General features: G+C 66.8%; 23 protein-coding genes and 1 pseudogene. 13 read left to right on the top strand and 11 right to left on the bottom strand.

The window, feature by feature from the left end:
• Window positions 1–141: 141 nt before the first annotated feature.
• Window positions 142–927: a polyphosphate--glucose phosphotransferase gene (gene ppgK, locus A5766_RS19790; RefSeq protein ID WP_005201879.1), complete on the bottom strand. Its 786-nt coding sequence runs from the start codon at window positions 925–927 to the stop codon at window positions 142–144.
• Window positions 928–1,130: 203 nt separating this feature from the next.
• Between ppgK and A5766_RS19785 the strand changes: the two genes are divergently transcribed.
• Complete coding sequence (locus A5766_RS19785; protein WP_005201880.1) at window positions 1,131–2,042, top strand: inositol monophosphatase family protein; 912 nt, start codon at window positions 1,131–1,133, stop codon at window positions 2,040–2,042.
• 20 nt (window positions 2,043–2,062) lie between these two features.
• Here A5766_RS19785 and cei read toward each other — a convergent pair whose 3' ends face one another.
• Window positions 2,063–2,776, bottom strand: a complete 714-nt coding sequence (cei, locus tag A5766_RS19780; RefSeq protein ID WP_005201881.1) for an envelope integrity protein Cei — start codon at window positions 2,774–2,776, stop codon at window positions 2,063–2,065.
• Between the two features lie 476 nt (window positions 2,777–3,252).
• On the opposite strand from cei, the gene A5766_RS19775 reads away from it, so the two are divergent.
• Window positions 3,253–3,552: a DUF4193 domain-containing protein gene (locus tag A5766_RS19775; RefSeq protein ID WP_005173015.1), complete on the top strand. Its 300-nt coding sequence runs from the start codon at window positions 3,253–3,255 to the stop codon at window positions 3,550–3,552.
• A gap of 124 nt (window positions 3,553–3,676) precedes the next feature.
• Here A5766_RS19775 and A5766_RS19770 read toward each other — a convergent pair whose 3' ends face one another.
• On the bottom strand, window positions 3,677–4,240 hold the full coding sequence (locus A5766_RS19770) for a DUF3093 domain-containing protein (RefSeq protein WP_005201882.1): 564 nt from the start codon (window positions 4,238–4,240) through the stop codon (window positions 3,677–3,679).
• A 23-nt stretch (window positions 4,241–4,263) separates the two neighbouring features.
• On the opposite strand from A5766_RS19770, the pseudogene dut reads away from it, so the two are divergent.
• Together dut and A5766_RS19760 are read left to right on the top strand one after the other, a co-directional pair.
• Window positions 4,264–4,740: pseudogene (gene dut, locus A5766_RS19765) on the top strand (dUTP diphosphatase); the annotation flags it as partial.
• A 92-nt stretch (window positions 4,741–4,832) separates the two neighbouring features.
• Window positions 4,833–5,666, top strand: a complete 834-nt coding sequence (locus A5766_RS19760) for a DUF3710 domain-containing protein (protein ID WP_005201885.1) — start codon at window positions 4,833–4,835, stop codon at window positions 5,664–5,666.
• Between the two features lie 8 nt (window positions 5,667–5,674).
• On the opposite strand, the gene A5766_RS19755 is transcribed toward A5766_RS19760, so the two are convergent.
• Window positions 5,675–6,436, bottom strand: coding sequence for an alpha/beta hydrolase (locus A5766_RS19755; RefSeq protein WP_039854156.1), 762 nt, complete (start codon window positions 6,434–6,436; stop codon window positions 5,675–5,677).
• Window positions 6,437–6,568: 132 nt separating this feature from the next.
• On the opposite strand from A5766_RS19755, the gene A5766_RS19750 reads away from it, so the two are divergent.
• Both A5766_RS19750 and A5766_RS19745 read left to right on the top strand, forming a co-directional pair.
• Entirely contained in the window at window positions 6,569–6,946 is a 378-nt protein-coding gene (locus tag A5766_RS19750) for an OB-fold nucleic acid binding domain-containing protein (protein WP_005201887.1), read from the top strand.
• Window positions 6,927–7,613 (top strand): DUF3159 domain-containing protein, encoded by a 687-nt coding sequence (locus tag A5766_RS19745; protein ID WP_064906115.1) that lies wholly within the window; start codon window positions 6,927–6,929, stop codon window positions 7,611–7,613. The genes A5766_RS19750 and A5766_RS19745 overlap by 20 nt, the downstream gene beginning before the upstream one ends.
• On the opposite strand, the gene A5766_RS19740 is transcribed toward A5766_RS19745, so the two are convergent.
• On the bottom strand, window positions 7,587–8,246 hold the full coding sequence (locus A5766_RS19740; protein ID WP_005201889.1) for a potassium channel family protein: 660 nt from the start codon (window positions 8,244–8,246) through the stop codon (window positions 7,587–7,589). The genes A5766_RS19745 and A5766_RS19740 overlap by 27 nt on opposite strands.
• 9 nt (window positions 8,247–8,255) lie before the next feature.
• Window positions 8,256–8,921 carry a potassium channel family protein gene (locus A5766_RS19735; RefSeq protein WP_039854159.1) on the bottom strand — a complete coding sequence of 222 codons (666 nt, stop codon included), beginning with the start codon at window positions 8,919–8,921 and terminating at the stop codon, window positions 8,256–8,258.
• A gap of 216 nt (window positions 8,922–9,137) precedes the next feature.
• On the opposite strand from A5766_RS19735, the gene A5766_RS19730 reads away from it, so the two are divergent.
• From A5766_RS19730 to dxs, 3 genes are all read left to right on the top strand, one after another.
• Window positions 9,138–11,141: an APC family permease gene (locus tag A5766_RS19730; RefSeq protein WP_174273017.1), complete on the top strand. Its 2,004-nt coding sequence runs from the start codon at window positions 9,138–9,140 to the stop codon at window positions 11,139–11,141.
• 20 nt (window positions 11,142–11,161) lie between these two features.
• Window positions 11,162–12,490: a class I SAM-dependent RNA methyltransferase gene (locus A5766_RS19725; protein ID WP_005201892.1), complete on the top strand. Its 1,329-nt coding sequence runs from the start codon at window positions 11,162–11,164 to the stop codon at window positions 12,488–12,490.
• 105 nt (window positions 12,491–12,595) lie between these two features.
• Window positions 12,596–14,572: a 1-deoxy-D-xylulose-5-phosphate synthase gene (gene dxs / locus A5766_RS19720; RefSeq protein ID WP_005201893.1), complete on the top strand. Its 1,977-nt coding sequence runs from the start codon at window positions 12,596–12,598 to the stop codon at window positions 14,570–14,572.
• A 9-nt stretch (window positions 14,573–14,581) separates the two neighbouring features.
• Here the strand turns inward: dxs and A5766_RS19715 are convergent, their stop codons facing one another.
• A complete protein-coding gene (locus tag A5766_RS19715) occupies window positions 14,582–15,862 on the bottom strand; it encodes an HRDC domain-containing protein (protein WP_064906113.1) in 1,281 nt (426 codons plus the stop codon).
• Window positions 15,863–15,872: 10 nt separating this feature from the next.
• On the bottom strand, window positions 15,873–16,511 hold the full coding sequence (locus A5766_RS19710) for a DUF3000 domain-containing protein (RefSeq protein ID WP_005201895.1): 639 nt from the start codon (window positions 16,509–16,511) through the stop codon (window positions 15,873–15,875).
• Window positions 16,512–16,706: 195 nt separating this feature from the next.
• On the opposite strand from A5766_RS19710, the gene hemE reads away from it, so the two are divergent.
• From hemE to A5766_RS19690, 4 genes are all read left to right on the top strand, one after another.
• Window positions 16,707–17,732, top strand: a complete 1,026-nt coding sequence (gene hemE, locus A5766_RS19705; RefSeq protein ID WP_005201896.1) for a uroporphyrinogen decarboxylase — start codon at window positions 16,707–16,709, stop codon at window positions 17,730–17,732.
• Window positions 17,733–17,751: 19 nt separating this feature from the next.
• Complete coding sequence (hemG, locus tag A5766_RS19700; protein ID WP_005201897.1) at window positions 17,752–19,167, top strand: protoporphyrinogen oxidase; 1,416 nt, start codon at window positions 17,752–17,754, stop codon at window positions 19,165–19,167.
• 311 nt (window positions 19,168–19,478) lie between these two features.
• Window positions 19,479–20,174, top strand: coding sequence for a hydrogen peroxide-dependent heme synthase (gene hemQ, locus A5766_RS19695; RefSeq protein ID WP_005201898.1), 696 nt, complete (start codon window positions 19,479–19,481; stop codon window positions 20,172–20,174).
• A gap of 20 nt (window positions 20,175–20,194) precedes the next feature.
• Window positions 20,195–20,881, top strand: coding sequence for a haloacid dehalogenase type II (locus A5766_RS19690; RefSeq protein WP_005201899.1), 687 nt, complete (start codon window positions 20,195–20,197; stop codon window positions 20,879–20,881).
• 13 nt (window positions 20,882–20,894) lie between these two features.
• On the opposite strand, the gene msrB is transcribed toward A5766_RS19690, so the two are convergent.
• From msrB to A5766_RS19675, 3 genes are all read right to left on the bottom strand, one after another.
• Window positions 20,895–21,341, bottom strand: a complete 447-nt coding sequence (gene msrB, locus A5766_RS19685) for a peptide-methionine (R)-S-oxide reductase MsrB (protein WP_064870819.1) — start codon at window positions 21,339–21,341, stop codon at window positions 20,895–20,897.
• Window positions 21,342–21,385: 44 nt separating this feature from the next.
• Window positions 21,386–22,657: a glycosyltransferase family 87 protein gene (locus A5766_RS19680; RefSeq protein ID WP_064870818.1), complete on the bottom strand. Its 1,272-nt coding sequence runs from the start codon at window positions 22,655–22,657 to the stop codon at window positions 21,386–21,388.
• A gap of 89 nt (window positions 22,658–22,746) precedes the next feature.
• Window positions 22,747–24,360 (bottom strand): alpha/beta hydrolase, encoded by a 1,614-nt coding sequence (locus tag A5766_RS19675; RefSeq protein WP_231894737.1) that lies wholly within the window; start codon window positions 24,358–24,360, stop codon window positions 22,747–22,749.
• Window positions 24,361–24,362 lie beyond the last annotated feature (2 nt).

The following is a 24,362-nucleotide window of genomic DNA, read 5'->3' as shown; positions in this document are numbered from 1 at the left end:
AATGTCTAACCCAACACAACCCCCCAATGCAAACAACGCCGGGCGCCGGCCGGTTGTCGCAATCTCGGTAACGCGCCCGGGGGGCCCCCCGGGGGGGCCCCCCCGGGCGGGCGCTACGAGATCGCTGCGACGTCGACGGGATCAGGGCTTGAGACCCTGATCGACGGCCATCGCGGCTCCCACGATTCCGGCCGTGTTCTGCAGGGTCGCCGGAACCACTTTGGTCTCGTTCGTGAGGTACGGAATCCACTTGTCGGCCTTGCAGCTGATGCCGCCGCCCGCGATGAACAACGACGGCCAGAACAGTGCCTCGTACTCATCGAGGACCTTGCTGACCTTCTTGGACCATTTCTTGTACGACCAGCCCTTTTCTTCCTTCACGCGCGAGGACGCCTGATGCTCGGCTTCCTTCTTTCCGACGATCAGGTGGCCGAGCTCGGTGTTCGGTACGAGCGTGCCATTCACCAGGATCGCCGATCCGATGCCGGTGCCGAACGTCAGCAGCATGACCACCCCGTCGACGCCACGTCCGGCGCCGTGCGCGTCCTCGGCCATTCCGGCTGCGTCCGCGTCGTTGACGACCGACAGAGCACGCCCCCCGAGATCCTTGGCGAAGAGCTCGTAGGTATTCGTGCCGATCCAGCCCTTGTCGATGTTCGCCGCGGTGCGCATGGTTCCGCCGGTGATGACTCCGGGAAGTGTGATGCCAACGGGCCCATCCCAGTTGAAGTGGCCGACGACCTCGGCAACGCCCCGCGAGACCGCTTCGGGTGTCGCCGGTTTGGGGGTGAGCACCTTGTAGCGTTCGCCGACCAGCTTGCCGGTCGTGAGGTCCACGATTCCGCCCTTGATCCCCGACCCCCCGACGTCGACGCCGAACGCGCGTGGTCCGGCGGAATCGCTCGCAGAGGTGGATGAGTCGGTCATGGCGGCTTCCTCTCTCGGGGATCGCGGTGTCCGCGACCGTGCGATATTCAGGCTATCGAGGCGTGACGTGCAACGGGCGGACCTTGTCGGAAATCGTGTCGCACGGTGACGATCGCGTACCCGTCGGGTGATTGCGTGCCGCCCACAGGTCGAGTAGAGGTCACCGAGAGGGTCGGGCGAAGGTCAACTGACATGATGGTCTGGTGAACATCCCCCGCGAGAAGGTCGATACGGCTCCGACTATCGCCGGCGTCGATGTGGAGCGGCTTGGTGAGGTGGCATTCGAGGTGGCCACCGAAGCGGCTCGCCATGTCCGCAGGCGGCGGCCGGAGCTGTTCGGTCACACCGGAACGGCACCGGGAACAGGCAATGACGTTGCCCCGTCGGCAGTGTCGACGAAATCGACGCCGACCGACCCTGTGACGCTCGCCGACACCGAGTCCGAGGAACTCATCCGCGGGCTGCTCAAGCGCCTGCGTCCCGACGATGCCGTGCTCGGTGAGGAAGAGGGCGGCACCGTCGAGGTCCCGTCCGGTGTGCGCTGGGTGATCGATCCCATCGATGGGACCGTCAACTTCCTCTACGGCATCCCCGCGTATGCGGTCTCCGTGGCCGCCCAGGTCGACGGCAGGTCGGTTGCCGGTGCTGTGGTCGACGTCGCGCGCGACGTCGTCTACACGGCGACGCTGTCGGGTGGCGCATATGAAGTCCGCGACGGTGTGCGTACGAGGCTTCGTGCCAACCCGATCTCGCGCGTCGACCTCGCTCTGGTCGCGACCGGCTTCGGCTACGACGTCGAGCGCCGACGCGCACAGGGCGAGCTGATGTCCCGGCTTCTTCCGCGGGTTCGGGATCTACGTCGGATAGGTGCCGCGGCGCTCGACCTGTGCATGGTTGCCTCCGGCGCGGTTGATGCGCACATCGAGCACGGATTGAGTCCCTGGGATTGGGCGGCCGGTGCCCTCATCGCAGCAGAGGCGGGTGCGATTGTGCGGACTCCGCCACCGGATTCGCGCTCAGCAGCCGGCGACGCCACGGTTGCCGTCGCGCCTGGTATCGCTGATGAGTTCTTCGCGTTGCTCGATGAGATCGGCGCGCTGTCGCCGATCTCCTGAGGGATCAATCAGGCTGTCGATCAACAGGATTGGGCGTGAACCGCCCGCACCACTCCCGGGTCGGCTCCGGTCTTGGGGTTGTGCGGGTCCGCCGAGCGAAGGGCTTCGAGCGCGGCCTGTGTGTCCTGCGACTGCTCACGTGCCTTGTAGTGCTCGCCGAGCGCGACGTCGACTGAGGTACCGGTGCGGCCGTCGTCGACGAGTTCTGCACACGGGATCGCGACCCAGACCGACGCTGCGGCAGCCTTTCCTGCGGGCCCGAAGCGGATCTGCGCCACGCAGTCGAGGTCGTGGTTGGGGTAGAGGGCGTCGTCGGCGTATGCACCGTCGGGAACGGGATTGAATCCCTGCGCGGTCAGATCGTCTGAGACCGTCTGGGCTTCGCCGCGCTGAGTCGACGCGTTGAGCACACGCACCTGGAACGTCGACAGTGCGGCGGGTGCGACCTTCAGCATGTCGTCACGGCTGACGACGGTCAGCTTCGGTGTCTTCGCCGACGCGGCCGCTGGGGCATTGGCGACCGGGGGTGCCGCCACCGATGAACTGGCCGGTGTGGGCTGGTTGCAACTCGTGGGCGTTGCGTCGGCCGTCGAGTTGGAAAGCGCGACAGCCCATGCGATCACACCCACGACGAGCAGGATGACCGCGACGATGATGGCGGGCCGCGCACGCCGACGTCGATAGGGGCGTCCCTTGTCATCGGTGGGGTAACCGACCGTAATCCTCGAGACCACCGTTGACCCTGCTCCTTCTCGCATCCACGCATACCTGCGCCTGCCGACGCCGGGAGCCCAGCGAGCAGGACGAGGTTCACTGTAGAGGGTTCGTGCGCGGGTGTGGGTCAAGCACTGTGTATGCGAGTCGGTCCCTGTGCGTGTGAGTCGGTCCGGTCTGCGCACGAGTCCTGGTTCACTCCGGGTGTGCGTCTGAGTCGACCGACACTCGGGAATGAATCGGCGTACGCGTGATGTTGACCGCGGACAAGCGATGCACTACAGTTCGGGCGCCCCGTCCTAGACAAGGGCGGACCAGTCTGCAGAATATGTGATGCACATCACATAAATCTGTTTGGTTGGGGGTAACGAATTGCAGGCGCCACGAGTTGTTGTGACGTCGGTGAAATCCAACCCCCGACAGGCATCGTGCTCATTGGTCGACTGGCCACAAGCCAGTCCTCCTCGGCTCCAACTCCAACCAAGTAAGGCACACAATGGCTACTGATTACGACGCGCCACGGCGTACGGAGACCGAAGACCTGAATGAGGATTCGCTCGAAGAGTTGAAGGCTCGTCGCAGCGAAGCCCAGTCGTCTGCGGTTGACGTCGACGAGACCGACACGGCCGAGTCTTTCGAGCTGCCCGGCGCTGATCTCTCGGGTGAAGAGCTCTCCGTCCGCGTGATCCCCAAGCAGGCCGACGAGTTCACCTGCAGCAGCTGCTTCCTCGTTTATCACCGCAGCCGATTGGCTCGGGAGAACGGCAGCTCGCTCATCTGCGTCGACTGCGCCTGAGCGGCGCGCAGCGTGCCGGTATCCGGCACCGCTGCGCCGCTTGCGTCTGCTCGTGAGTCTCGGACCGACCGTGGGCCCCCAGCCTTGGTCGTCCCCACTCCTGGTCGCTTCAGCCCAGGTCGCTTCAGCCCTGGTCGCGGTCCGAGTGCTCAGGACTCACCGTATGCGTCGTGCTGGCATCGGGAATGCCCAGTGCGGCGAGCACCTTTTCGGGATGACGCGTTGACACCAGCCAGTAGGGCGTCGGGTCATCGGGATCGTCCAACACCAACAACACCATCGTCTTGATCCACGCGTGGTGCATGAGGAAGGCAGCCGGATCGAGCTGCCGACCGAGCGCCGCACTCTTGGCCGACGCAGGGATACTCGCCCCGCGCGCGATGACAGAGCTCGGCAATTGCGCCTTGCCCGCGTGCAAGACCCCGTCGGCGCTGACCCTGATCTGGGTACGGCCCATCGACCACAGCATGAATGCACACAGCAGCCCGACGGCGATGTATCCGACGAAACTCCACGACGAGCGATGCGCCGAGAGCTCTATCTCGTATCCGGCGACCGCGGTCACCACTGCCGCGGCAGGCCACCACCACAGGGGCACACGCAGCCGTTCGCTGTAGCGGTCTGCTGCCGGATCAGTCGGTCCTGACGACCGGACCCCGGTCTCCTCGGGGCGTTCGGATGAACTCACAAAGCTCAGCGTAGTCTGCGTTCGTGACCGTAGAATCCACCCCCGGCGCTGCACCGATCGGTCAGATCCCGGTGAAGCGACTCGATCCGGACATTCCACTGCCGACTCGGGCTCATGCCGGCGATGCGGGTGTCGACCTCTGTTCCACCATTGATGTCGAACTGCCGCCAGGCCGTCGACAGCTCGTCGGAACGGGGATCGCCGTGGCGCTGCCATTCGGAACGGTCGGGCTGATCCATCCGCGGTCGGGACTCGCCGCGCGCGCCGGATTGTCGATCGTCAACGCGCCCGGAACCATCGACGCCGGGTACCGCGGGGAGATCAAGGTGTGTCTGATCAACCTCGACCCGTCGGAGACGATCAGCATCGTGCGCGGGGATCGCATCGCGCAGTTGCTGATCCAGAGGATCGAACTCGCCGACTTCACCGAGGTCGACGAGCTCGACGAGACAGCTCGCGGCGAGGGTGGCTACGGATCGAGCGGCGGACACGCCATACTGACGGGTGGGGGATCCGTCGATCCGGGCACTGTCGACCCGGCCAACGGCTCGGATACCGCAGGCGACAACGCGAACGAGGAGAACCCCACGTGATGGCACGAGACCCCGAGTCGGCGTCGGACACTGCCGACCAGCCGCTGCTCATCGGGCAGGCGCGCGGACCCTACGACATCACCGAACTCGACACCCCGGCAGAGGATCTCGAGAAATCGCACCTCGACCTCGGTGCCGTGCTGGTGCCTGTTGTCGAAGGCGGCCAGGTCACCGTCGAGATGACCGCCGACCATCAACCAGAGGCCGTCTACCTGGTGACTCCCTACGGCCGGATCACCGTCGCTGCTTTCGCGGCGCCGAAGTCGCCGGGACTGTGGCGCGAGGTGGTCGGTGAACTCGTCGACTCATTGAAGAACGACGGAGCGACCACGAGCATCGAAGACGGTCATTGGGGCCGCGAAATCGTCGCAGAGGTTCCGGGCGGCTGTCATCGTTTCATCGGCGTCGACGGCCCGCGCTGGATGGTTCGCCTGGTGGCGAGCGGACCGAACGAAACCGCGTCCGAACTGTCCCAGCTGTCTCGTGCCGTGCTCGCGGAGTCGGTGGTGCGTCGAGGCGCCGAGCCCGCACCTCCCCGCGAGATGCTGCCTCTTGTCCTGCCGCCGGTCTTGGCCGAGCAGGTCGCCGCAGCACAACAGCAGATGTTCGAGGGCGCGTCGGCCGAGGGTGGCGATGTCCCGCCCGGCGTCGTCGTACCCGACGGAGCCGTTGCAGGCTCGGGTGACGATCCGACTGCGCAGCAGACGGGTGGCACGGACACGGGCGACGCCGCCGACGACGCCGAGTTCACGGCCGGTGGGGACGTCGACTCCTCCGACGATCAGACCCGCTCGGCGGGCTCGGCAATGCAGCGTTTTCGTCGACGCCGCTGACCTCGCTCTCATAGGCGCCGGGCAGGCTCCGACTCCTGCGCCGCACTCAGGCGCAGCCAGGCTCGCGCGCACGATGTCCCGAGCACCGAGGGATCTGTGCCCCACTGAGTCAATTCGACGTCGACGATCTCCGCGCGCGGTGCAGCGGCCGACCACTCCTCGGCGATTGTGCGGGGATGTAGTGGATCGTCGAGCGTGGCGGTGAGCGCAAGTGGCACAGCGAGTTTGGAGATGTCGTCCGAGGTTGGAGCCGCGCACTCCGCCGCCGCGCGCAGTTGTGCGACCAGGTCGCGGGACTGCGCGCGCCACGACCGACTCAGCTCGACGCCGAGCCACTCGGGACTCGTCGAGACCATCGCCGCGATCGTTGCGTCGAGTCCGTCGCGTTCGATGGAGTCGGCGGTGAGGCGGGCGCTCGCCGCGGCAAGCGATCCCGACGGTTCGCCGCTCCACGGCGGTAGCGCAGCCAGGACGCCGGCACAGGTTCCGGTGTGTGCGGCCTGTCGGTCCAGCGCCCACCGCAGTGCGGTCACCGCGCCGATGGACACGCCGCCGACCAGGACGACCGCATGCTCGCGCGCCGCGGCGTCGAGTGCGCGGATGAATCCGGGGATGAGGTCGGCGGTCGGTTCCACAGCGATGAGCTCGACGTCGAGAAGTCGGGCGGCCGCCCCGAATGCCCGTCGAACGTAGTCGTCGTCCGACCCTGTGCCGGGCATGGCGATCAACGCGGTCGGTGCTGGTGGGGGCGCGGTGTCAGCCGAGGGCATGAACCGATGATGCCGTCCGTTGTAACTGGTGAGCGCAGGGGTCTAGGCTGACCGAGTGCGGCTCGGTTGGTTCAGCCCGATTAACCGCGCCCGAAACACTGATCGTGCCCACATCGCTATTTGGAGGTTGGGATGCCCACAGCCGGTTATCTCAAGCGACTGACCAGGCGGCTCACCGAAGATCTCGGAGAAGCCGACGCGGAGAAGATCGCGGCGGAGTCGGCGGCCACCGGCGCCCAGCGCGCGGTGGAGTGTTCGCGCGGCGACGAGGTCACGATGCACGGCGAGTTGCGTGCGGTCGAGACCTGTTCACGCACCGCCAAGAGTGGGGTCAAGGCGGAGTTCTTCGACGGAAGCGACGTCGTCTTTCTGAAATGGATGGGACGTAACCGCATCCCCGGTATCGAGCCGGGTCGGAAGATCACTGTGAGTGGGCGGCTCGGCGAACACAACGGCACCAAGGTGATCTACAACCCCGATTACGAATTGCATGGCGACGGAGAAGACTGACAGTCCCGACGCCGCGTCGGACATCGACGCAGCCCAGGCAGGCGAACGGCCGACGCCGACGGTTCTCGAGCAGCTCGGCGGAGTATCCGGCCTGATCTCGTCGACGATCCCGGTCATCGTATTCGTGGCCGTCAACGCCGCATTCGGTGTGACGGCGGCGATCTTCGCGGCACTGGCTACGGCAGCAGTGGTCGCGGCCGTCCGTCTGTTCCGTCACGACGGACTCGCACCGGCGATCTCCGGCTTTCTCGGCGTGGCGATCTGCGCGTTCATCGCCCATCGCGTCGGCGACGCGAAAGGCTACTTTCTGTTCGGCATCTGGACGTCGCTGCTGTACGCGGGTGTCCTGGTCGCTTCGATCCTGCTTCGATGGCCGCTGATCGGCGTGGCCTGGAATTACGTCAACGGCGCAGGAACGCAGTGGCGTCGCGACCGCAGGACATTGATCGCCTACGACGTCGCCACGGCATTCTGGGCGCTCGTGTTCGCGGGGCGCTATCTCGCACAGTCGTCGCTCTACGACAGCGGCGATACCGGTTGGCTGGCCGTCGCCCGGATCGGGATGGGCTGGCCACTCACCGCGCTCGCAGTCGTGGTGACCATGGTGCTCGTCCGACGCGCGTCGCGCGCCGACGGGGCCTCAGCTGCCGTGGATCGCCGCGTGTAGCGCCGGTTCGACGTCGACTGCGGCGACGAAGACGAGTTCGTCGCCACCCTCGAGCGGATCGTCGCGCTCGGGCACGATCACGCGGCCGCCACGGATGATGGCCACCAGCGCGGCGTCGCGCGGCAGATCGATCTTGCGGACCGGCTTGCCCGCCAGCGGGGTGTCGGGCGGCAGTGTGAGTTCGACGAGGTTTGCCTGACCCTGACGAAATGTCATGAGCCGCACCAGATCACCGACCGACACCGCCTCTTCGACCAGCGAGGCCAGTAGTCGAGGTGTCGACACCGCGACGTCGACGCCCCAGTCCTCTCCGAACAGCCACTCGTTGCGCGGATCGTTCACGCGGGCGACGACCCTGCTCACCGCGAACTCGGTCTTCGCCAGCAGGCTGACCACGAGATTGGCCTTGTCGTCGCCGGTGGCGGCGATCATCACATCGTAGGATTGCAACCCGGCTCGTTCGAGGTTGGCCAGCTCGCACGCATCCGCGAGCAGCCAGTTCGCTCCGCGGACCGCCTCGACGTCGATGTGGCTTGCGAGGCGTTCGAACAGGGTGACCTCGTGGCCTGCCGCGATGAGTTCACGGGCGATCGAACGACCGACTGCGCCTGCACCGGCGATGGCGACTTTCATCTCTCTCCTCTAATCGGCATGGGCCAGCGGCGCTGCGACGAGTGCGCGCACACCGGCGAGATCGTCGAGGCGGACCGATGCGAACACGATGTCGTCTTGTTGCAGAACGGTTTTGGCTTCGGGGAGGATCGGTTTGCCGTGGCGGTTCAGAAATGACAGGCGGGCCCCTGAGAGCTCTTGGAACTTCACCGACGTGATGCCGATCCACGACTCGTGGATGTCGAGCTGGGCGATCGCGATGGTTCCCGACGGATCGCGCCACTCCGTCGTCGTCGACGTCTCGCCGAGTGCCGAGACGAATCGCTCGGTCGTCCACGGCACCGTCGCGACGGTGGGAATCCCGAGTCGCTCATAGACCTGGGCGCGCTTGGCGTCGTAGATTCTGGCGACGACGCGAGGGACGTCGAAAGTCTCGCGCGCGACGCGCGCGGCGATGATGTTGGAGTTGTCGCCCGAGGACACCGCGGCGAACGAGTCGGCCTGGTCGATCCCGGCGCGGGCGAGTACGTCGCGATCGAACCCGACCCCGACGATCTGCTCACCGGTGAAGTCGTCGGACAGTCGTGTGAACGCCGCCGGATCGCGGTCGATGATGGCCACCTGGTGACCGCGCTTCTGCATGGCCATCGCCAGGGACGATCCCACTCGTCCGCACCCCATGATGACTACCCGCACATCGATCCTCTCGTGGGTTCACTGCTCGTCGGGCGCGGTGGAGCGTCGACGCAGGCGGTTGCCGCCGATTGTCCGCGCGACTTGAACCTACCCGCCCGATGACCCCGGCGACATCGGGCCATGCGAACTGGCCCACACGCGGAGATCACTGCCGCTTGATAGACCTTGCCGGGGCCGTAGTGGCCCAACACGAGCGCTAGGTCTTAGTGTTGCGTGGTGTCCACCGTGTCAAAGGCGTCTGTTGCGACGAAACGACTGCTCCTCGGCAGGCCGTTCCGTAGTGACAAATTGGGCCACACACTGCTGCCCAAGCGGATCGCGCTGCCCGTGTTCGCCTCTGACGCGATGTCGTCTGTCGCCTACGCGCCGCAGGAGATCTTCCTGGTGCTCTCGGTCGCAGGCCTCAGCGCCATGACCCTGGCGCCCTGGATCGCGATCGCTGTCGCTGTCGTGATGGCGGTGGTCGTCGCGAGCTACCGACAGAACGTCCATGCCTATCCGTCCGGCGGCGGCGACTACGAGGTGGCAACCGTCAATCTCGGACCGACGGCGGGTCTGGTCGTCGGCAGCGCACTGCTCGTCGACTACGTGCTGACCGTCGCGGTCTCGATCTCGTCGGCCGCGGAGAACATCGGTTCCGCCATCCCGTTCGTGCACGAGCATCGGGTGTGGTTCTGTGTGGCGGCGATCGTCGTGCTCGCCGCGGTCAACCTGCGCGGCATCAAGGAATCCGGCTCGGTGCTGGCCATTCCCACCTACGCGTTCATCATCGGGGTCATCGCGATGCTCCTGTGGGGCGCGACCGAGATCTTCGTCCTCGGTCGTGACGTCCGCGCCGAGACCGCCGACTTCGGTATCCGCGCGGAGAACACGCATCTCGCCGGTGTGGCATTCATCTTCCTCATCGCGCGAGCGTTTTCGTCGGGTTCGGCGGCACTGACCGGTGTCGAGGCCATCAGCAACGGCGTGCCCGCCTTCCAGAAACCGAAGTCGCGCAACGCAGCCACGACGCTGCTCATGCTGGGAACGATCGCGATCGTGCTGCTGCTCGGGATCGTCTGGCTCGCCGAGCGAGTCGGCGCCAAGTACGTCTCCGACCCTGCGCGCGACCTGATCGGCGCGCCACCCGGCTTTCAGCAGGAGGCGCTCATCGCGCAGCTCGCGCAGGCCGTCTTCGAGAGTTTCCCGGTGGGCTTCTACTTCGTGGCCGTCGCCACCGCCCTCATCCTGATGCTCGCGGCCAACACCGCGTTCAACGGATTCCCGGTGCTCGGTTCGGTTCTCGCGCAGGACCGGTTCCTGCCCCGACAGTTGCACACTCGTGGCGATCGCCTCGCCTTCAGCAACGGCATCATCTTCCTCGCTGTCGCGGCGATCGCATTCGTCGTCGCATTCGGCGGTGAGGTCACCGCGCTCATCCAGCTCTACATCGTCGGCGTGTTCGTCTCGTTCACGCTGAGCCAGGCGGGCATGGTGCGTCACTGGACGCGTCTGTTGCGACACGAGACCGATCCGCGTGCCAGGCGTCGAATGAAGCAGTCCAGGGTCATCAACTCGGTTGGCCTCGTGATGACGGCGACGGTCTTGGTGGTGGTGCTCATCACCAAGTTCACCGCGGGCGCATGGATCGCCATCCTCGCGATGGTGATCCTGTTCGTGCTGATGAAGCTGATCCACCATCACTACGCATCGGTGCAGCGCGAACTCGAGCGTGTCGAAGCCGAGGAAGATCAGGTTCTTCCGAGCCGCACGCACTCGATCGTGTTGATTTCCACGCTGCACCTGGCGACCAAGCGTGCGTTGCTCTACGCCCGCGCCACGCGGCCGGACGTCCTCGAGGCCATCACGGTCAACGTCGACGACCGCGACACGCGAATACTGGTGTCGCAGTGGGAGGAAAGCGACATCAAGGTGCCGCTCAAGGTGATTGCGTCGCCGTACCGTGAGATCACGCGCCCGGTGATCGAGTACGTGCGTCGGGTGCGCCGCGAGCATCCGCGCGACGTGATCACCGTCTTCATCCCCGAATACGTCGTCGGTCACTGGTGGGAGCAGATTCTGCACAACCAGTCGGCACTGCGACTCAAAACGCGCCTGCTGTTCGAGCCGGGCGTCATGGTCACGTCGGTGCCCTGGCAGCTCACGTCGTCGGACCGACGACGCGACGACCTCGAGTACAACGCCCCAGGCGACACCCGACGAGCGCTGGGTGGCCAGTGAGCTCCACGCCGCAACGACCCGTGACCGCACCCGTCGTCACCGTGCGGGTTGATCGCCCGGCCAACGGGGGAGATGCCGTCGGACGACTCGACGACGGACGTGTGGTGTTCGTGCGTGGAGCCATTCCCGGGGAGACGGTCACGGCGCGGGTCGTCGACGCCCGAGCGGACTCGTTCTGGCGCGCGGAGGCGATAGAGATCCTCGACCCCTCGCCACATCGCGTCGACATGATCTGCCCGGCGGCCGCGCACGGTGCGGGCTGCTGCGACCTCGCCTTCATCGAACCGGGCCACGCGCGGACGTTGAAGGCGCAGGCGCTCGAGGACGTTCTCGTGCGGGTCGGTCACTTCACCGCCGATCGCGTCCACGACTGGTGTGCCGACGACGCCGACCCCGATGCGCCACCCGCGATCGGCATCCGCTCCTTGTCCGACGACGCCACCGGCTGGCGTGTGCGGACGCGTCTCGCGGTGGACGACGCAGGCCGAAGCGGACAGCACCGCTTCCACAGCGGCGACCTCGTCGTCGGCGTCGACTGTGTGCAGCCGGTCGCAGGTCTGCTCGACGGACTCGACGACCGCCGCTTCACTCCCGGTGCGGAGTTGGCGATCGTCGCCGACGACGTCGGCCGCAGGCACATCACCGAACTCGCGCCGGCCGCGGCGCCGCGGCGACATTCTCGTCGTGATCGTGGCAGGAGTGCCGCGCAGCGTCGTCGACGTAGCGTCGAATCACGCAGGGCCACAACGGTACTCGAAGGCGACGCCGCCGCCCGCCACCGCGTGGGTGAGCGGGAGTGGTCGATTCCGGTGATCGGCTTCTGGCAGGCGCACCGAATGGCGCCGACCGTCTACGCGCAGACCGTCGCCGAGTTCGTCGCTTCGACGGACGTCTCGCGGCCCGCGACCTGTTGGGATCTCTACGGCGGTGCCGGTGTGTTCGCGGGCGCCCTCGTCGACACTCTCGACGCCCGTGAGGTCCACATCGTCGACTCCGACGCCGCCGCACTGGCCGCGGCTGATGCGGTGTTCGACGAGGAGGACACGTCGGTGACCACTCATCGTGGCGAGGTCGCCGACGTGATCGAGTCGTTGCCGTCACCGGAGGTCGTCGTGCTCGACCCGCCGCGAACCGGCGCAGGCACCCGCGTGATCGACAGGATCGTCGCCGCGTCGCCCGAGGTCGTCGTGCACGTCGGCTGCGACGCCGCGCGGTTCGCACGCGACCTCGCGTTGTTCACCGAACGCGGATACGCGGTCACCAGGATGCGGGCATTCGACGCCTTCCCGCTGACGCACCACGTCGAGGCGATCGCCGTGCTGGTGCCGATCGCGGCCGCCGGTGTGTGACCAGCTCGCGGTTGTGGTGACCCAGGGCACTGCCGCGAGGTCCGTAGACTGTTCGACACGACCGCGACAAGCCCGCGCGGCCGGTGTGCGTAGTAGGAGGACTCGATGAGTGTGCTCGAGCGGATCTCTTCCCCGGCCGATCTCAAGGCGTTGTCGCCGGATGAGGTCGTGGTACTCGCCGGTGAGATCCGTGAATTCCTCATCGAGAAGGTGTCGGCCACTGGTGGCCACCTCGGCCCCAACCTGGGGGTCGTCGAGCTGACGCTTGCGCTCCACCGCGTCTTCGATTCGCCTGTCGATCCCGTGATCTTCGACACCGGCCACCAGTCGTACGTGCACAAGATCGTCACCGGACGTGCCGCGGGCTTCGACGAGTTGCGTCAACGCGACGGACTCACCGGGTATCAGGATCGCGCCGAGAGTGAGCACGACTGGGTCGAGTCCTCGCACGCATCGGCAGCGCTGAGTTACGCCGACGGACTGGCGAAGTCGTTCGCTCTGACCGGTCAGGACCGCACGGTCGTCGCTATCGTCGGCGACGGCGCGCTCACCGGCGGAATGTGTTGGGAGGCGATCAACAACATCGCCGATTCCGACCGCTCGGTGGTCATTGTCGTCAACGACAACGGGCGCTCCTACGCACCGACCATCGGCGGCGTCGCGGCGCACCTGTCGGGTCTGCGACTCCAGCCCGGATACGAACGCTTCCTCGACGAGAGCCGTCGTGTGATGCAGATGTTGCCCGTTGTGGGCGGACCCGCGTACGCGGTGCTGCACGGCATGAAGAGCGGGATCAAAGACCTCCTTGCGCCCCAGCAGATGTTCACCGACCTCGGGCTCAAGTACGTCGGGCCGGTCGACGGCCATGATGTCGACGCGCTCGAGGCAGCGTTTGCGCGGGCACGATCGTTCGGTGGTCCGGTGATTGTGCATGCCGTCACCCGCAAGGGCAACGGCTACATTCACGCCGAGAATCACGTCGCGGATCAGATGCACTCGACCGGTGTGATCGATCCCAAGACCGGCCGCGCGAAGTCGGTGTCGGCGCAGGACTGGACTTCGGTGTTCTCCGCGGCACTCCTCGAAGCCGGTGCGACGCGTCCCGACGTGGTCGCGATCACCGCTGCGATGCCCGGCCCGACCGGGCTCGCACCGTTCGGCGAGAAGTATCCCGATCGGATGTTCGACGTCGGCATCGCCGAACAGCACGCGCTCACCTCGGCGGCGGGTCTCGCGCTCGGCGGCATGCACCCCGTCGTCGCGATCTACTCGACATTCCTCAACCGCGCATTCGACCAGCTCCTCATGGACGTCGCGTTGCTGCGCCAGCCGGTCACCCTCGTCCTCGACCGTGCAGGGATCACCGGGCCTGACGGCCCCAGTCACCACGGCATGTGGGATCTGTCGCTGATGGCGATGGTTCCCGGTCTGCGCGTCGCCGCACCGCGCGACGCCGTCCGCCTTCGCGAAGAATTCGACGAAGCGCTTGCCGTCGACGACGGCCCGACCGCACTGCGCTTCTCAAAAGGCGCTGTGCCCGAAGACATTCGCGCGGTGGAGCGTCTCGACGACGGCGTCGACATCCTGCGTCGGTCGTCACCCGGCGTCGGAAAAGCGTCGGGCGACGTACTCATCGTCGCCGTCGGCGCGTTCTGTGGTCTCGCTGTCGACACCGCGGACCGGCTGGCCAAACAGGGCATCGACGCGACGGTCGTCGACCCGCGGTGGGTGCTTCCCGTCGCCGAGTCGATCGTCGACCTCGCGCGCCGACATCGGCTGGTGGTAACGCTCGAGGACAGCGGTGTGAGCGGGGGAGTCGGTGCTGCCGTCAGCGCCGCGCTCTCCGACGCGGAAGTGCCTGTGCCCGTCCAACTTCGCGGGATTCCGCAGCGTTTCATCGAACATGCGTCGCGTGGCGAGATCTTGGCCGAGCTCGGGCTGACGGCTCAGGATCTCGCGCGGTCGATCACGGCCACGGTGTCGGGGATGGAAACGGTGCCAGAGCTCGAGCACGCCGACGAGGCAGTCGACGTGGCGCGTGATGGCGCCGGCGTCGACACGCCGGAGAGCGACCGGGGCTGACGCTCGCGGTCAGCTCGTCGAATCCGGCTCGGCCGCAGGCGCTTTCGCAGCGGCATTCAGCCCGTCAGCAAGAGCGATGTCAGTCAGTTCGCGCTGCCACGGCCGCGCACCGCCCGCCGCGAGGTATGCGTCGACGACGTCGGGTGTCGCAGGTAGATCGACTCCGTCCCAGGCGAGTTGGCGTACCAGGTCGGGCGCGAGCAGATTCTCGAGGGGCAGGTTGTTGTTCTCGGCGATCTCTTTGACGATCGGACGGACCTGCGCGATGCGCTTCGCGGCGTCGGGGTTGCGCTGCTCCCACCTGCTGATCGGCGGGAGTCCTACTGTCGGACCGCGTTTCGACGGCAGTTGGGATTCGGGGAGGCTGCGTGCACGATCGATCGCGCCGAGCCAGATGCCGGCCTGACGACGTTGCCGTGGGCCGCCGAAGACGGGTAGTCGGGTCAGCTCCGCCTGCGATGTCGGCATGGCGTTGGCCGCGGTGACGATGGCCGAATCCGGCAGAATCCGGCCGGGCGCGACATCGCGTCGCTGGGCGAGCTCTTCACGCGCAGCCCACAGCTCGCGGACCGCAGCCAACGATCGGCTGTTCTTCACGGTGTGCACGTTGGCGGTCCTGCGCCATTTGTCGACGCGTGGGGCAGGCGCCGGACGGTCGAGAACGTAGCGGAACTCCTGGCGTGCCCACTCGTCCTTACCCTGCTCCACCAGCGCCTGTTGCACGGCGTCGCGCAATTCGACGAGCACCTCGACGTCGAGCGCTGCGTAATTGAGCCAGTCGTCGGGGAGCGGTCGCCGCGACCAGTCAGCGGCCCCGTGACCCTTCTGCAGGCCGAGTCCGAGGTAGGTGGCAACCATTGCCGCGAGATTGACCTTGGGTTCTCCGAGTAGCCGCCCGGCCAGTTCGGTATCGAAGACCGTCTCGCAGCGGAAGCCGAGTTCGCGCAGGCAGGGCAGGTCCTGATCGGCGGCGTGCAACACCCACTCCGGGCCGTCGAGCGCCTCGATCACCGGGGCCAGTGTCTCTGGCTCGCTGATCGGGTCGAGCAGAAAGGAGCCGGAGCCGGTGCGACGCAACTGAACGAGGTATGCCCGTTGCGAGTATCGATATCCCGAGGCGCGTTCGGTATCCACGGCGACTGGGCCGGTTCCGGCGGCAAGGCGTTCAGCGGCCTCGGCGAATTCCGCCGCGCGGGACAGCACGGGTGGAACACCGTCGGCGGGTGCGAGTAATGGTTCGGCGACGACCTCACTGCCGGAGTCGGCGGGCCGCTCGTCGGATGTGCTCATACCGATGGACTCACACCGAACCGAGCTCGGTGACCCCGACCGGGGGGAGGCCCGCAGCCGACGACAGGACGTCGCAGAACGCCTCGAGATGGCCACCGAGGCCGTCGGAGGTCGGTGCGGTCCACGAGGCCCGCAGTTCGAGTTGATGCGCCCTGGGTGGTCCGGCGATGTCGCCGTAGCGCACCGACGTCGTCGACGTGACGGTGCCGCCGAGTGCGGTGACGACGATCGGTTCGCCGGTCCGCGATGTCTGCGAGCCGTCGCTCGACGTCGAACCCACCTCGGCGCCCAGCGCGTCGGACAGCCAACTCCACGCCACCTCGGGCAGGAGGGGATCCATTGCCAGCGCGGCTTCGACCTCGGCTTGAATGTAGGCGACGAGGCGCATGGTGCCGTTCCAGGCGTCCTGGCCTGCCGGGTCGTAGAGCAGGACCAATCGGCCGAATGCGCTTCCCGACGAGTCGACCGGCACGTCGTCGTCGATATCGGGTACGCGTACTTCGGCGCCCACGGCATAGCTGTACGGGGCGAGTCGCTGCGGCGGACGGATCGGCCCGACCTCGATATCGCGCCGGATCTGGGCGGTGTGCAGCGACTCGACCGCGGTGCGGAAGTCAGCAGGCTCCGTCGGAGCTCCAGAGGAGGTCACATCTCGACGGTAGAGTGAGGTAGGCGTGGCCGACGGGAGGCGCGCCGGGCAGGTAGGCCCTCGGTCGTCGGCGTGTCGAGGCGGGCGGGGGAGCTCGGCGAGCAAGGCCGACCTGGTCGGCCTGCGTCTTTGTCCCACATGGCAGAGTGATCGGTGATGTCACACCCTGCCCGCACGCGCCGAAATCATGCCCAGATGCCGCTCATCGCTGCCGCGACCGGCGGCGCACCCACACGACGTCCGGTGTGGTTCATGCGGCAGGCAGGTCGCTCCCTGCCCGAATACCGCGCCATTCGCGCCGATCACGGGATGCTCGAGTCGTGCTTCGATCCGGCGATGGTCTGTGAGATCACGATGCAACCGGTGCGGCGCCACGACGTCGATGCCGCAATCCTCTTCTCCGACATCGTCGTGCCGCTCAAGGCCGCAGGCGTCGACCTCGACATCGTCGCGGGTACCGGCCCGGTCATCGCGCATCCGGTGCGTACCGCCGACGACGTCGCGCAGCTCCCGGCGCTCGACCCCCAATCGGTGGGCGCGATCGCGCGTGCCATCGGACTGATCCTCGACGAACTCGACGACGAGACCGCACTCATCGGATTCGCGGGTGCGCCGTTCACCCTCGCCTCGTATCTGATCGAGGGCGGGCCGAGCCGCAACTACACCATCACCAAGTCGATGATGTACTCCGATCCGGAGCTCTGGCATGCGTTGATGGGTCGTCTCGCCGACATCACCATCACCTTCTTACGCACCCAGCTCGACGCCGGAGTCGACGCGATCCAGCTCTTTGACTCGTGGGCCGGTGCGCTCTCGGATGCCGACTACCGGACGTTCGTCGCGCCGCACAGTGCGCGCGTGCTGGCCGAGGTCTCCGATTTCGGTGTGCCCCGCATCCACTTCGGTGTCGGAACAGGGGAGTTGCTCGAATCCATGACCAAGGTCGGAGCCGACGTGATCGGCGTCGACTGGCGCGTGCCACTCGACGATGCCGCGCGCCGCGTCGGCGGAGGCGTCGCAGTGCAGGGAAACCTCGATCCGACAGTGCTTTTCGCAGGCGAGGCAGCGATCGACGAACATGTTCGACGCATCGTCGCCGAGGGTGAGCGTGCTGTCGTGCACGGCGCTGCAGGGCACATCTTCAACCTGGGGCACGGTGTGCTGCCGGGAACCGATCCGGATGTGATCACGCGGACCGTCGAACTGGTCCATTCGATCTGAACGCTCGCGAGGTGAGGACATGACCATCGACGTCGCCGTTGTCGGAGCGGGCATCTCGGGTCTCACCGCGGCGTTCCGGCTGCGGCAGCGACTCGGTCCCGACGCACGTATCGACCTCTACGACGCGGGGGAGCGGACGGGCGGAATCCTCAAGACGGTCGACGTCGGTGCTGACGGTCGGGGGTCTGTGCTCGTTGACGTGGGCGCCGAGGCGTTCATCGTGCGACGACCGGAGGCGCTCGGCTTGGTCACCGAGCTCGGTCTGGCTGATCGGGTGGTGTCGCCGACCGGGCGTCGACCCGCATTGTGGGCGTCTGGCCGATTGCACGACATGCCCCGCCCTGCGCTGATGGGGATTCCCGCAACGCCCGACGCGGTCGCCGGCCTGGTCGATCGGCCAGATCTCGAGCGAATGCGTACCGAACCCGACCGTCGGTTGGAATGGGCTCCCGGTACCGACGTCTCGGTGGGAGATCTTGTCGCCGACCGGTTCGGTCCGTCGGTGGTGTCGCGCAGCGTCGACCCGATGCTCGGCGGGGTGTATTCGAGCCTGGCCGCGGATATCGGTGTGCGCGAGGCGCTTCCGGCTCTGGCGGCACAGCTGGACGCGGGTGCGCCGAGTCTGACGGCCGCGGTCGGCGCCCTGCTGGCCAACCCGACCGCGACCGGGCCGGTCTTCGGAACGTTGGTCGGCGGGTATCGAGTCCTCGTCGAAGCGCTGCTCGACGCCGCGCGACCCGACCTCCGCCCCTGCGCGGCGGTGACCGATATCCGACGCGACGGCTCGCGATGGGCACTGTTCACGGGCGATCGCCCGGCCGGTGCCGGCGCGAGCTACGACGGCGTCGTCTTGTCGACGCCGGCGTGGACGACGGGACACATGCTCCGCCGTGAGGTGCCCGACGCCGCGTCGACGTTGCTGGCGGTCGAGCGGGCGGGGTCGGTGGTCGTGTCCATCACGCTGGCGCCCGACACCGCACTTCCCGATAACTCCGGGGTGCTCGTCGCCACGGGAGAAGACCTGCGCGCCAAGGCTTTCACGCTCAGCTCGCGCAAGTGGGCGCATCTCGGCGAACCCGGCGGGGCGTTGTCGGTGCGTGCGTCCTTCGGCCGATACGGGCAGCCGATTCCCGGCGAGGATCTCGAGCCAGGAATCGACGACCGACTGCGCGAGTGGGCGCTGGCCGATCTCGATCGAGTGTGCGCGGCGGCAGGCATCGAGCCGTTGACGGGACGCGTCGTCGAGACCTTCGTGCAGCGATGGACGCTACCGCGTTACGCGCCAGGGCATCTCGCGACGATGGCGAAGGTAGAAGAGTCGCTGCCTGCCGGGCTGGCCCTTGCGGGCAACGCGGTGCGAGGCGTCGGGGTACCCGCGTGCATCGGCCAGGCAGGCAGGGCCGTCGAACGCCTGCTCGGCGACCTGGGGGCCTAACCCCGCTGGTCGAGCGGACGTGCGCCCAACTTCGCTGGTCGAGTGGCGTGAGCCGGAGCGCCCAACCCCGCTGGTCGAGCGGGCGTGAGCGCCAGCGAGCACCCGAGTCGAGACCACCCTGTCCAATTCCGCTGGTCGAGCGGGCGCGAGCCGAACTCCGCTGGTCGAGCGGGCGCGAGCGCCAGCGAGCTCCCGAGTCGAGACCACCGTGCCCAACTTCGCTGGTCGAGCGGGCGCGAGCGTCAGCGAGCACCCGAGTCGAGACCACCCTGCCCGGTTCGCGGACGCGCGCCGGTGGCACCATTGATCTCATGAGCCGCCTCGACTATTCCGCCCTGAACTCGACGATCCGCTACCTGATGTTCTCGGTATTTTCCGTGCGCCCTGGCGAGCTCGGTGACGACCGTGACCAGGCCAAGTCGGACGCCACCGACTTCTTCAAGTCGCTGGAGGACGAGGGCGTGGTCGTGCGCGGCGTGTACGACGTGTCGGGCCTGCGTGCAGATGCCGACTTCATGATTTGGTGGCACGCCGAGCACATCGAGCAGTTGCAGGCCGCCTACAGCCGATTCCGTCGCGAGACTGTGCTCGGCCAGGCGTGCGATCCGGTGTGGAGCGCAGCGGCGCTGCACCGGCCGGCGGAGTTCAACAAGAGCCACGTGCCCGCGTTCCTCGCCGGTGAAGAGGCAGGAAAGTACATCTGCGTCTACCCGTTCGTGCGCTCCTACGACTGGTATCTGCTTCCCGACGAGGAGCGTCGGACGATCCTCGCGGAACACGGCAAGGCTGCTCGTGGTTACAAGGACGTCAGGGCCAACACGGTTGCTTCGTTCGCGCTCGGAGACTACGAGTGGCTACTCGCCTTCGAGGCTCAGGAGTTGCACCGGATCGTCGACCTGATGCGCGATCTGCGCGCCACCGAGGCTCGCCGTCACGTGCGCGAGGAGATTCCGTTCTTCACGGGACCACGCGTCGAGGTCGTCGACCTCGTCGACGCGCTGCCTTAGTTCACGAACGAGGAGGGCACGTGGTCAAGGTCCTGGCCGTCGACACGTTCGGCACCGTCACCGATTGGCATACAGGTGTGAGTACTGTTCTGGCCGAACAGTTTCCGACTGTCGACGCCTCACAGCTCGCGAACGACTGGCGAGACACCTACGCGCCGGCGCTGGAGCAGATCGAATCGGGTGCCAGGCAGTGGACACTGCTGGACGATCTGCACCGCGAGTCATTGGACGCATTGCTGCGGGACTCGTACGACATCACGGCGACTTCGACGCAGTTGGACACGGCCGTACATGCCTGGCACGTCATTCCGGGCTGGCCCGACGCCGCGGACGGGATTCGCCGCCTGACGTCGAAGTTCGTCGTTTCCGCGTTGAGCAACGGAAACGTGGCGCTACTCGCCGAGATGGCCAAGCACAACGGATTCGACTGGGACTTCCTGGGTGGCGCCGATCTGTGGCGGCACTACAAACCGTCGCCAGAGGTCTACCTCGGGATCGCGCGCCTCATGCAGGTGGAGCCGTCGGACGTCCTGATGGTCGCGACGCACGCGTGGGATCTCGACGCGGCTCGCGCGTGCGGACTGCGCACCGCCTATATCGAACGTCCCCGCGAGTGGGGTCCGGTACACAAGGACGAAACCCCGAATCCCCTCGACGACTTCCGTGCCACCGGATTCGACGACCTGGCCGATCAACTCGGTTGCTGATCGGCCCGACCGGTCAACCCTCGTCCGGCTCCAACGTCATGCTGATCGAGTTGATGCAGTACCGCAGGTCGGTCGGGGTGTCGTAGCCCTCGCCGGCGAAGACATGGCCGAGGTGCGAGCCGCAGGTGGCACACAGCACCTCGGTGCGTCGCATCCCCATCGAGTCGTCGGATCGCTCGATGATCGCGTCGCCCGCCAACGGCGAGAAGAACGACGGCCAGCCGCAGTGCGAATCGAACTTCTGGTCGCTGCGGAACAGTTCCGCACCACAGGCGCGGCAGCGGTACACGCCGGTTGTCTTGGTGTCGGTGTACTCGCCGACGAACGGCGCTTCGGTGCCCGCCTGCCGCAGCACGCGGAATTCCTGCGGGGTGAGGCGCTCACGCCACTGGTCGTCGGTGAGGTTCGCCAGTTGCTCGGGGCTCTCGGAAGCCGACTTTCCAGAAGTCTCAGATGTCATGACTCAACGGTACGAGTGTCGCATTGGCCGTGCCACTGGCCCCGTTACCGAGGCTGGCTGACAGTGCGGTCGGCCGCGGTGTCCGTGGACGACGGTGCCTCGGCGGCCGCAACCTCCGGTTGCCGCTGGAGCGAACCCTCGCCCTGTCCCCGCACGTCGAGATAGCGGAACAGCAGGGAGCAGAACACGGCGATCATCAGCAGTGACCAGCCGTAGGTGACCTTGTTGTACTCGAGCATCCAGCCGAAGGCCGTCCATTCGCGCGAGTAGAACGAGTCGAAGGTCATGCAGCCGTATATCCCGAGCCATGCCGGCCAGTTGCGGATGGTCGAGCCCGGGATCAGGACAGTCATGATCAACGGGAACAGCAGCATCGAGTAGTAGCCCTGGCCGAGCGCGCCCACGAGGAACGTCGTGGTCAGCAGCACACCCGACGAGGTGGTCAGCCACAGCAGTTCATTGGTCGTGCGGTAGTAGCGGTACAGGAACCACAGCGAGAACACGGCCATCAGAACGAACGCGATGCGCAGAACGAGCACCAGCCACGGTGCGACGCCGAAGTAGGCGCCGTTGCCCGCGATGGAGCTGTTGTAGTAGTCGCGTGCCTCGCCGAGATAGGGGAGTGTTCGGTCGATGAAGGCTTTCGGATCCGCCGACAGCGGCCACGCGATGATCGTCAGGATCAGCGGGACGCCGATTCCGGTGACCAGGATGCGCCACTGGCGGTTGAGCAGCGGGAGCAGCAGGAGGGGAGCGAGCACCGGCTTGACGGCGATGGTCAGTCCGATCGGTACACCGGCCCACCAATCCTGACGCTTCATCATCAGGAGCATGAATGCGGACATGCCAAGCAGCACAAAGGCATTGAAGTTCGTAAAGATCAGAGTGTGGGCCGTCGACTCTGTCATGAAGAAGAAGAACAGGATGGTCGGCAGCACCCACGACTTGAGTGAGTAGCCAAAGAGCTTGGTGAGAAGGATCGCGGAGATCACCAACGCAAGCACACTGACCCCGATGAAGGTCCAGCGCGCGGTCTGCGGATCCAGCACCGAGATCGGTGCCATCAACAGTGTCCCAGACGGCGGATACAGATAATGCGGGTCGACGGTGTTGAGATTCTCGTTGTAGACCGGCTGGTTGTTCATGAACCGCAACGCGGCCTGGTAGACGGGCGTGAAGTCGTCGGTCCGGTCGCCGTTGATCGCGAGAATCACCGACCGGTGGATCGCCGTCATGATCGTGAGCGGCCACAGCACCAGCGGGATGATCCGCTGCACCGTCATCTGCGGGTAGAGAATCCTGTCGAGAGAGGCCACCCGCGAACCGTACTACGAGTGGCGTCCGACACGGCGTCGGCCCCGCCGTGCCGGCGTAGGAATCCTGTGACGCGTCGGGCGGGACTCGGTCAGGTCGGGCAACCGCGTTCCGACGGCCCGCTCAGCGGTGCCTGCTTGATGTAATCGGAGACCGCGTCGGCAGCGCAGTCGCTGCGGGCGAGCACCGAGTAGCCCAGGCCCTCCCACGTCACGCTGACCGAGTCTGCGCCCGCCTTGGTCAGCACCGTGTTGACGGTCGAGATGCCGTTGCCACCGTTGATCGAATCGCCGGTGCCGTTGAGCAGCAGCGGCGGGACCGGGTACGAGTTCGGCGGATTGACCGTGGGTGTCGACGCCCAGCCGAGGCACCTACCGAGCGAGAGTGCCGAGTTGTTGCCGGTGAGCGGATTCTGCTTGCTCCAGGTCGTTGCGAGGCCGGGGATCTCGTTCTGGCCGATCGGCCCGGAGACGTCGTTGCACGCGGCGACGAGCTGTCCGTCGGATTCGCGCAACGACGCCGCGTCGTCGGCGAATCCGGAGAGGGCACGGGTGTCTCCGCGGTCGGCGGCCGCGACGGCCGATGCCACCGAGTTGATTCCGTCGGGGCTGTTGGGTGCGAGTGCGAGTGCCGTGGTGATCGCGGTCAGCGCATCGGTATCGGACATGCCGCCCAGCTGACCGTCGCGCCCCTTGTCGAGCACACTCTGCATCGTCTGGGTTCCGTTGGCCCCGAATGCGCACGAGGGCAGAGAGGAACAGCGCTGAGCGAAGGTTCGCAGTGCTGCCTGGACTCCGGTCGCCTCGTTGGCGCCGGTGTCACGGGCATTCGCGCCGAAGGGCGTCGGTGTGTCGAGGATGATGCGCCCGGTCCGACCGCCGTACTGGGCGGTGTACGCGATGACCACGTCTGACCCTTCGCCCACGCCGATCAGCCCGAGCCTGTCGACTCCCCACCGCTCACGCAGCGATTCCAGATCGGACGCCGCGTAGGAGATGCCGAAATGCAGTTGGTTCGGAGAGAGTGTTTCGGTGCAGCCGTCCGAGGCGGTCGACGCCGCGGCGGACAGACGTGTGAGCCGCGCAGATGTGTCCGACGACCCGCCCCCGAGGCCGTTGTTGCGGATCGTCGAGCGTTCGTCGCGCGTCAGGCAGTCGAGCGCGCCGCTGCGTTCGATCCCGCGCCTGTCGACTGCGACCACCGGATTGCTCGTGAGGAGTTTCTTGCCCGCGCCGCCCGCGAGGAGCAGCAGCGTGCGCGACGACGGAAGGTCGGAGCCCGAGGTCAGCACCAGAGGCGCAGCGTCGGCGGGGGTATCGGCCACCCGGGCCCGCGTCAACGCGACGTCGACGGTGTCGCCGGGGCGATCGGGGTCGATGGGGGAGGGCAGCGTGGCGCACTCGATGGTCACGCCGCTCGGCGCCGACGTCGAGTAGTCCCGTGCGACCCGGCTACCGCACTCGCGCCAGTCGAGTTCGTTGCGCGGCTTCTGCAGTGCGGGGATCTGTGGTGCGGCACTCGATGACGCCGGAGACTGGTTGCCGCCGCCGTCGCCCGCGGGTACGAGTCCTGGTCCGGTGTCGGGGCCGACTGCGCACGACGACACGACGAGCGCCGCGACGAGAGCGCAGGTGGCGCCGATGACGACGGTCCAGGGGTGACGGGGTCGCCGGGGTTGTCCGTGTCGGCCTCGCGCAGATCGCATGT

This window comes from Gordonia sp. 852002-51296_SCH5728562-b (assembly GCF_001665475.1).
Taxonomy (GTDB): Bacteria; Actinomycetota; Actinomycetes; order Mycobacteriales; family Mycobacteriaceae; genus Gordonia; species Gordonia sputi.
Note: the sequence above shows the minus strand (reverse complement) of the source record. Positions and strands in the feature narration are given on the sequence as shown.

Bases quoted from the DNA above. Each gene is read 5' to 3' on its own strand.
- ppgK (WP_005201879.1), bottom strand. From the start codon at position 927: ATGACCGACTCATCCACCTCTGCGAGCGATTCCGCCGGACCACGCGCG.
- A5766_RS19775 (WP_005173015.1), top strand. From the start codon at position 3,253: ATGGCTACTGATTACGACGCGCCACGGCGTACGGAGACCGAAGACCTG.
- A5766_RS19760 (WP_005201885.1), top strand. From the start codon at position 4,833: ATGGCACGAGACCCCGAGTCGGCGTCGGACACTGCCGACCAGCCGCTG.
- A5766_RS19755 (WP_039854156.1), bottom strand. From the start codon at position 6,436: ATGCCCTCGGCTGACACCGCGCCCCCACCAGCACCGACCGCGTTGATC.
- A5766_RS19750 (WP_005201887.1), top strand. From the start codon at position 6,569: ATGCCCACAGCCGGTTATCTCAAGCGACTGACCAGGCGGCTCACCGAA.
- A5766_RS19745 (WP_064906115.1), top strand. From the start codon at position 6,927: ATGGCGACGGAGAAGACTGACAGTCCCGACGCCGCGTCGGACATCGAC.
- A5766_RS19740 (WP_005201889.1), bottom strand. From the start codon at position 8,246: ATGAAAGTCGCCATCGCCGGTGCAGGCGCAGTCGGTCGTTCGATCGCC.
- dxs (WP_005201893.1), top strand. From the start codon at position 12,596: ATGAGTGTGCTCGAGCGGATCTCTTCCCCGGCCGATCTCAAGGCGTTG.
- A5766_RS19715 (WP_064906113.1), bottom strand. From the start codon at position 15,862: ATGAGCACATCCGACGAGCGGCCCGCCGACTCCGGCAGTGAGGTCGTC.
- hemE (WP_005201896.1), top strand. From the start codon at position 16,707: ATGCCGCTCATCGCTGCCGCGACCGGCGGCGCACCCACACGACGTCCG.
- hemG (WP_005201897.1), top strand. From the start codon at position 17,752: ATGACCATCGACGTCGCCGTTGTCGGAGCGGGCATCTCGGGTCTCACC.
- hemQ (WP_005201898.1), top strand. From the start codon at position 19,479: ATGAGCCGCCTCGACTATTCCGCCCTGAACTCGACGATCCGCTACCTG.
- msrB (WP_064870819.1), bottom strand. From the start codon at position 21,341: ATGACATCTGAGACTTCTGGAAAGTCGGCTTCCGAGAGCCCCGAGCAA.
- A5766_RS19675 (WP_231894737.1), bottom strand. From the start codon at position 24,360: ATGCGATCTGCGCGAGGCCGACACGGACAACCCCGGCGACCCCGTCAC.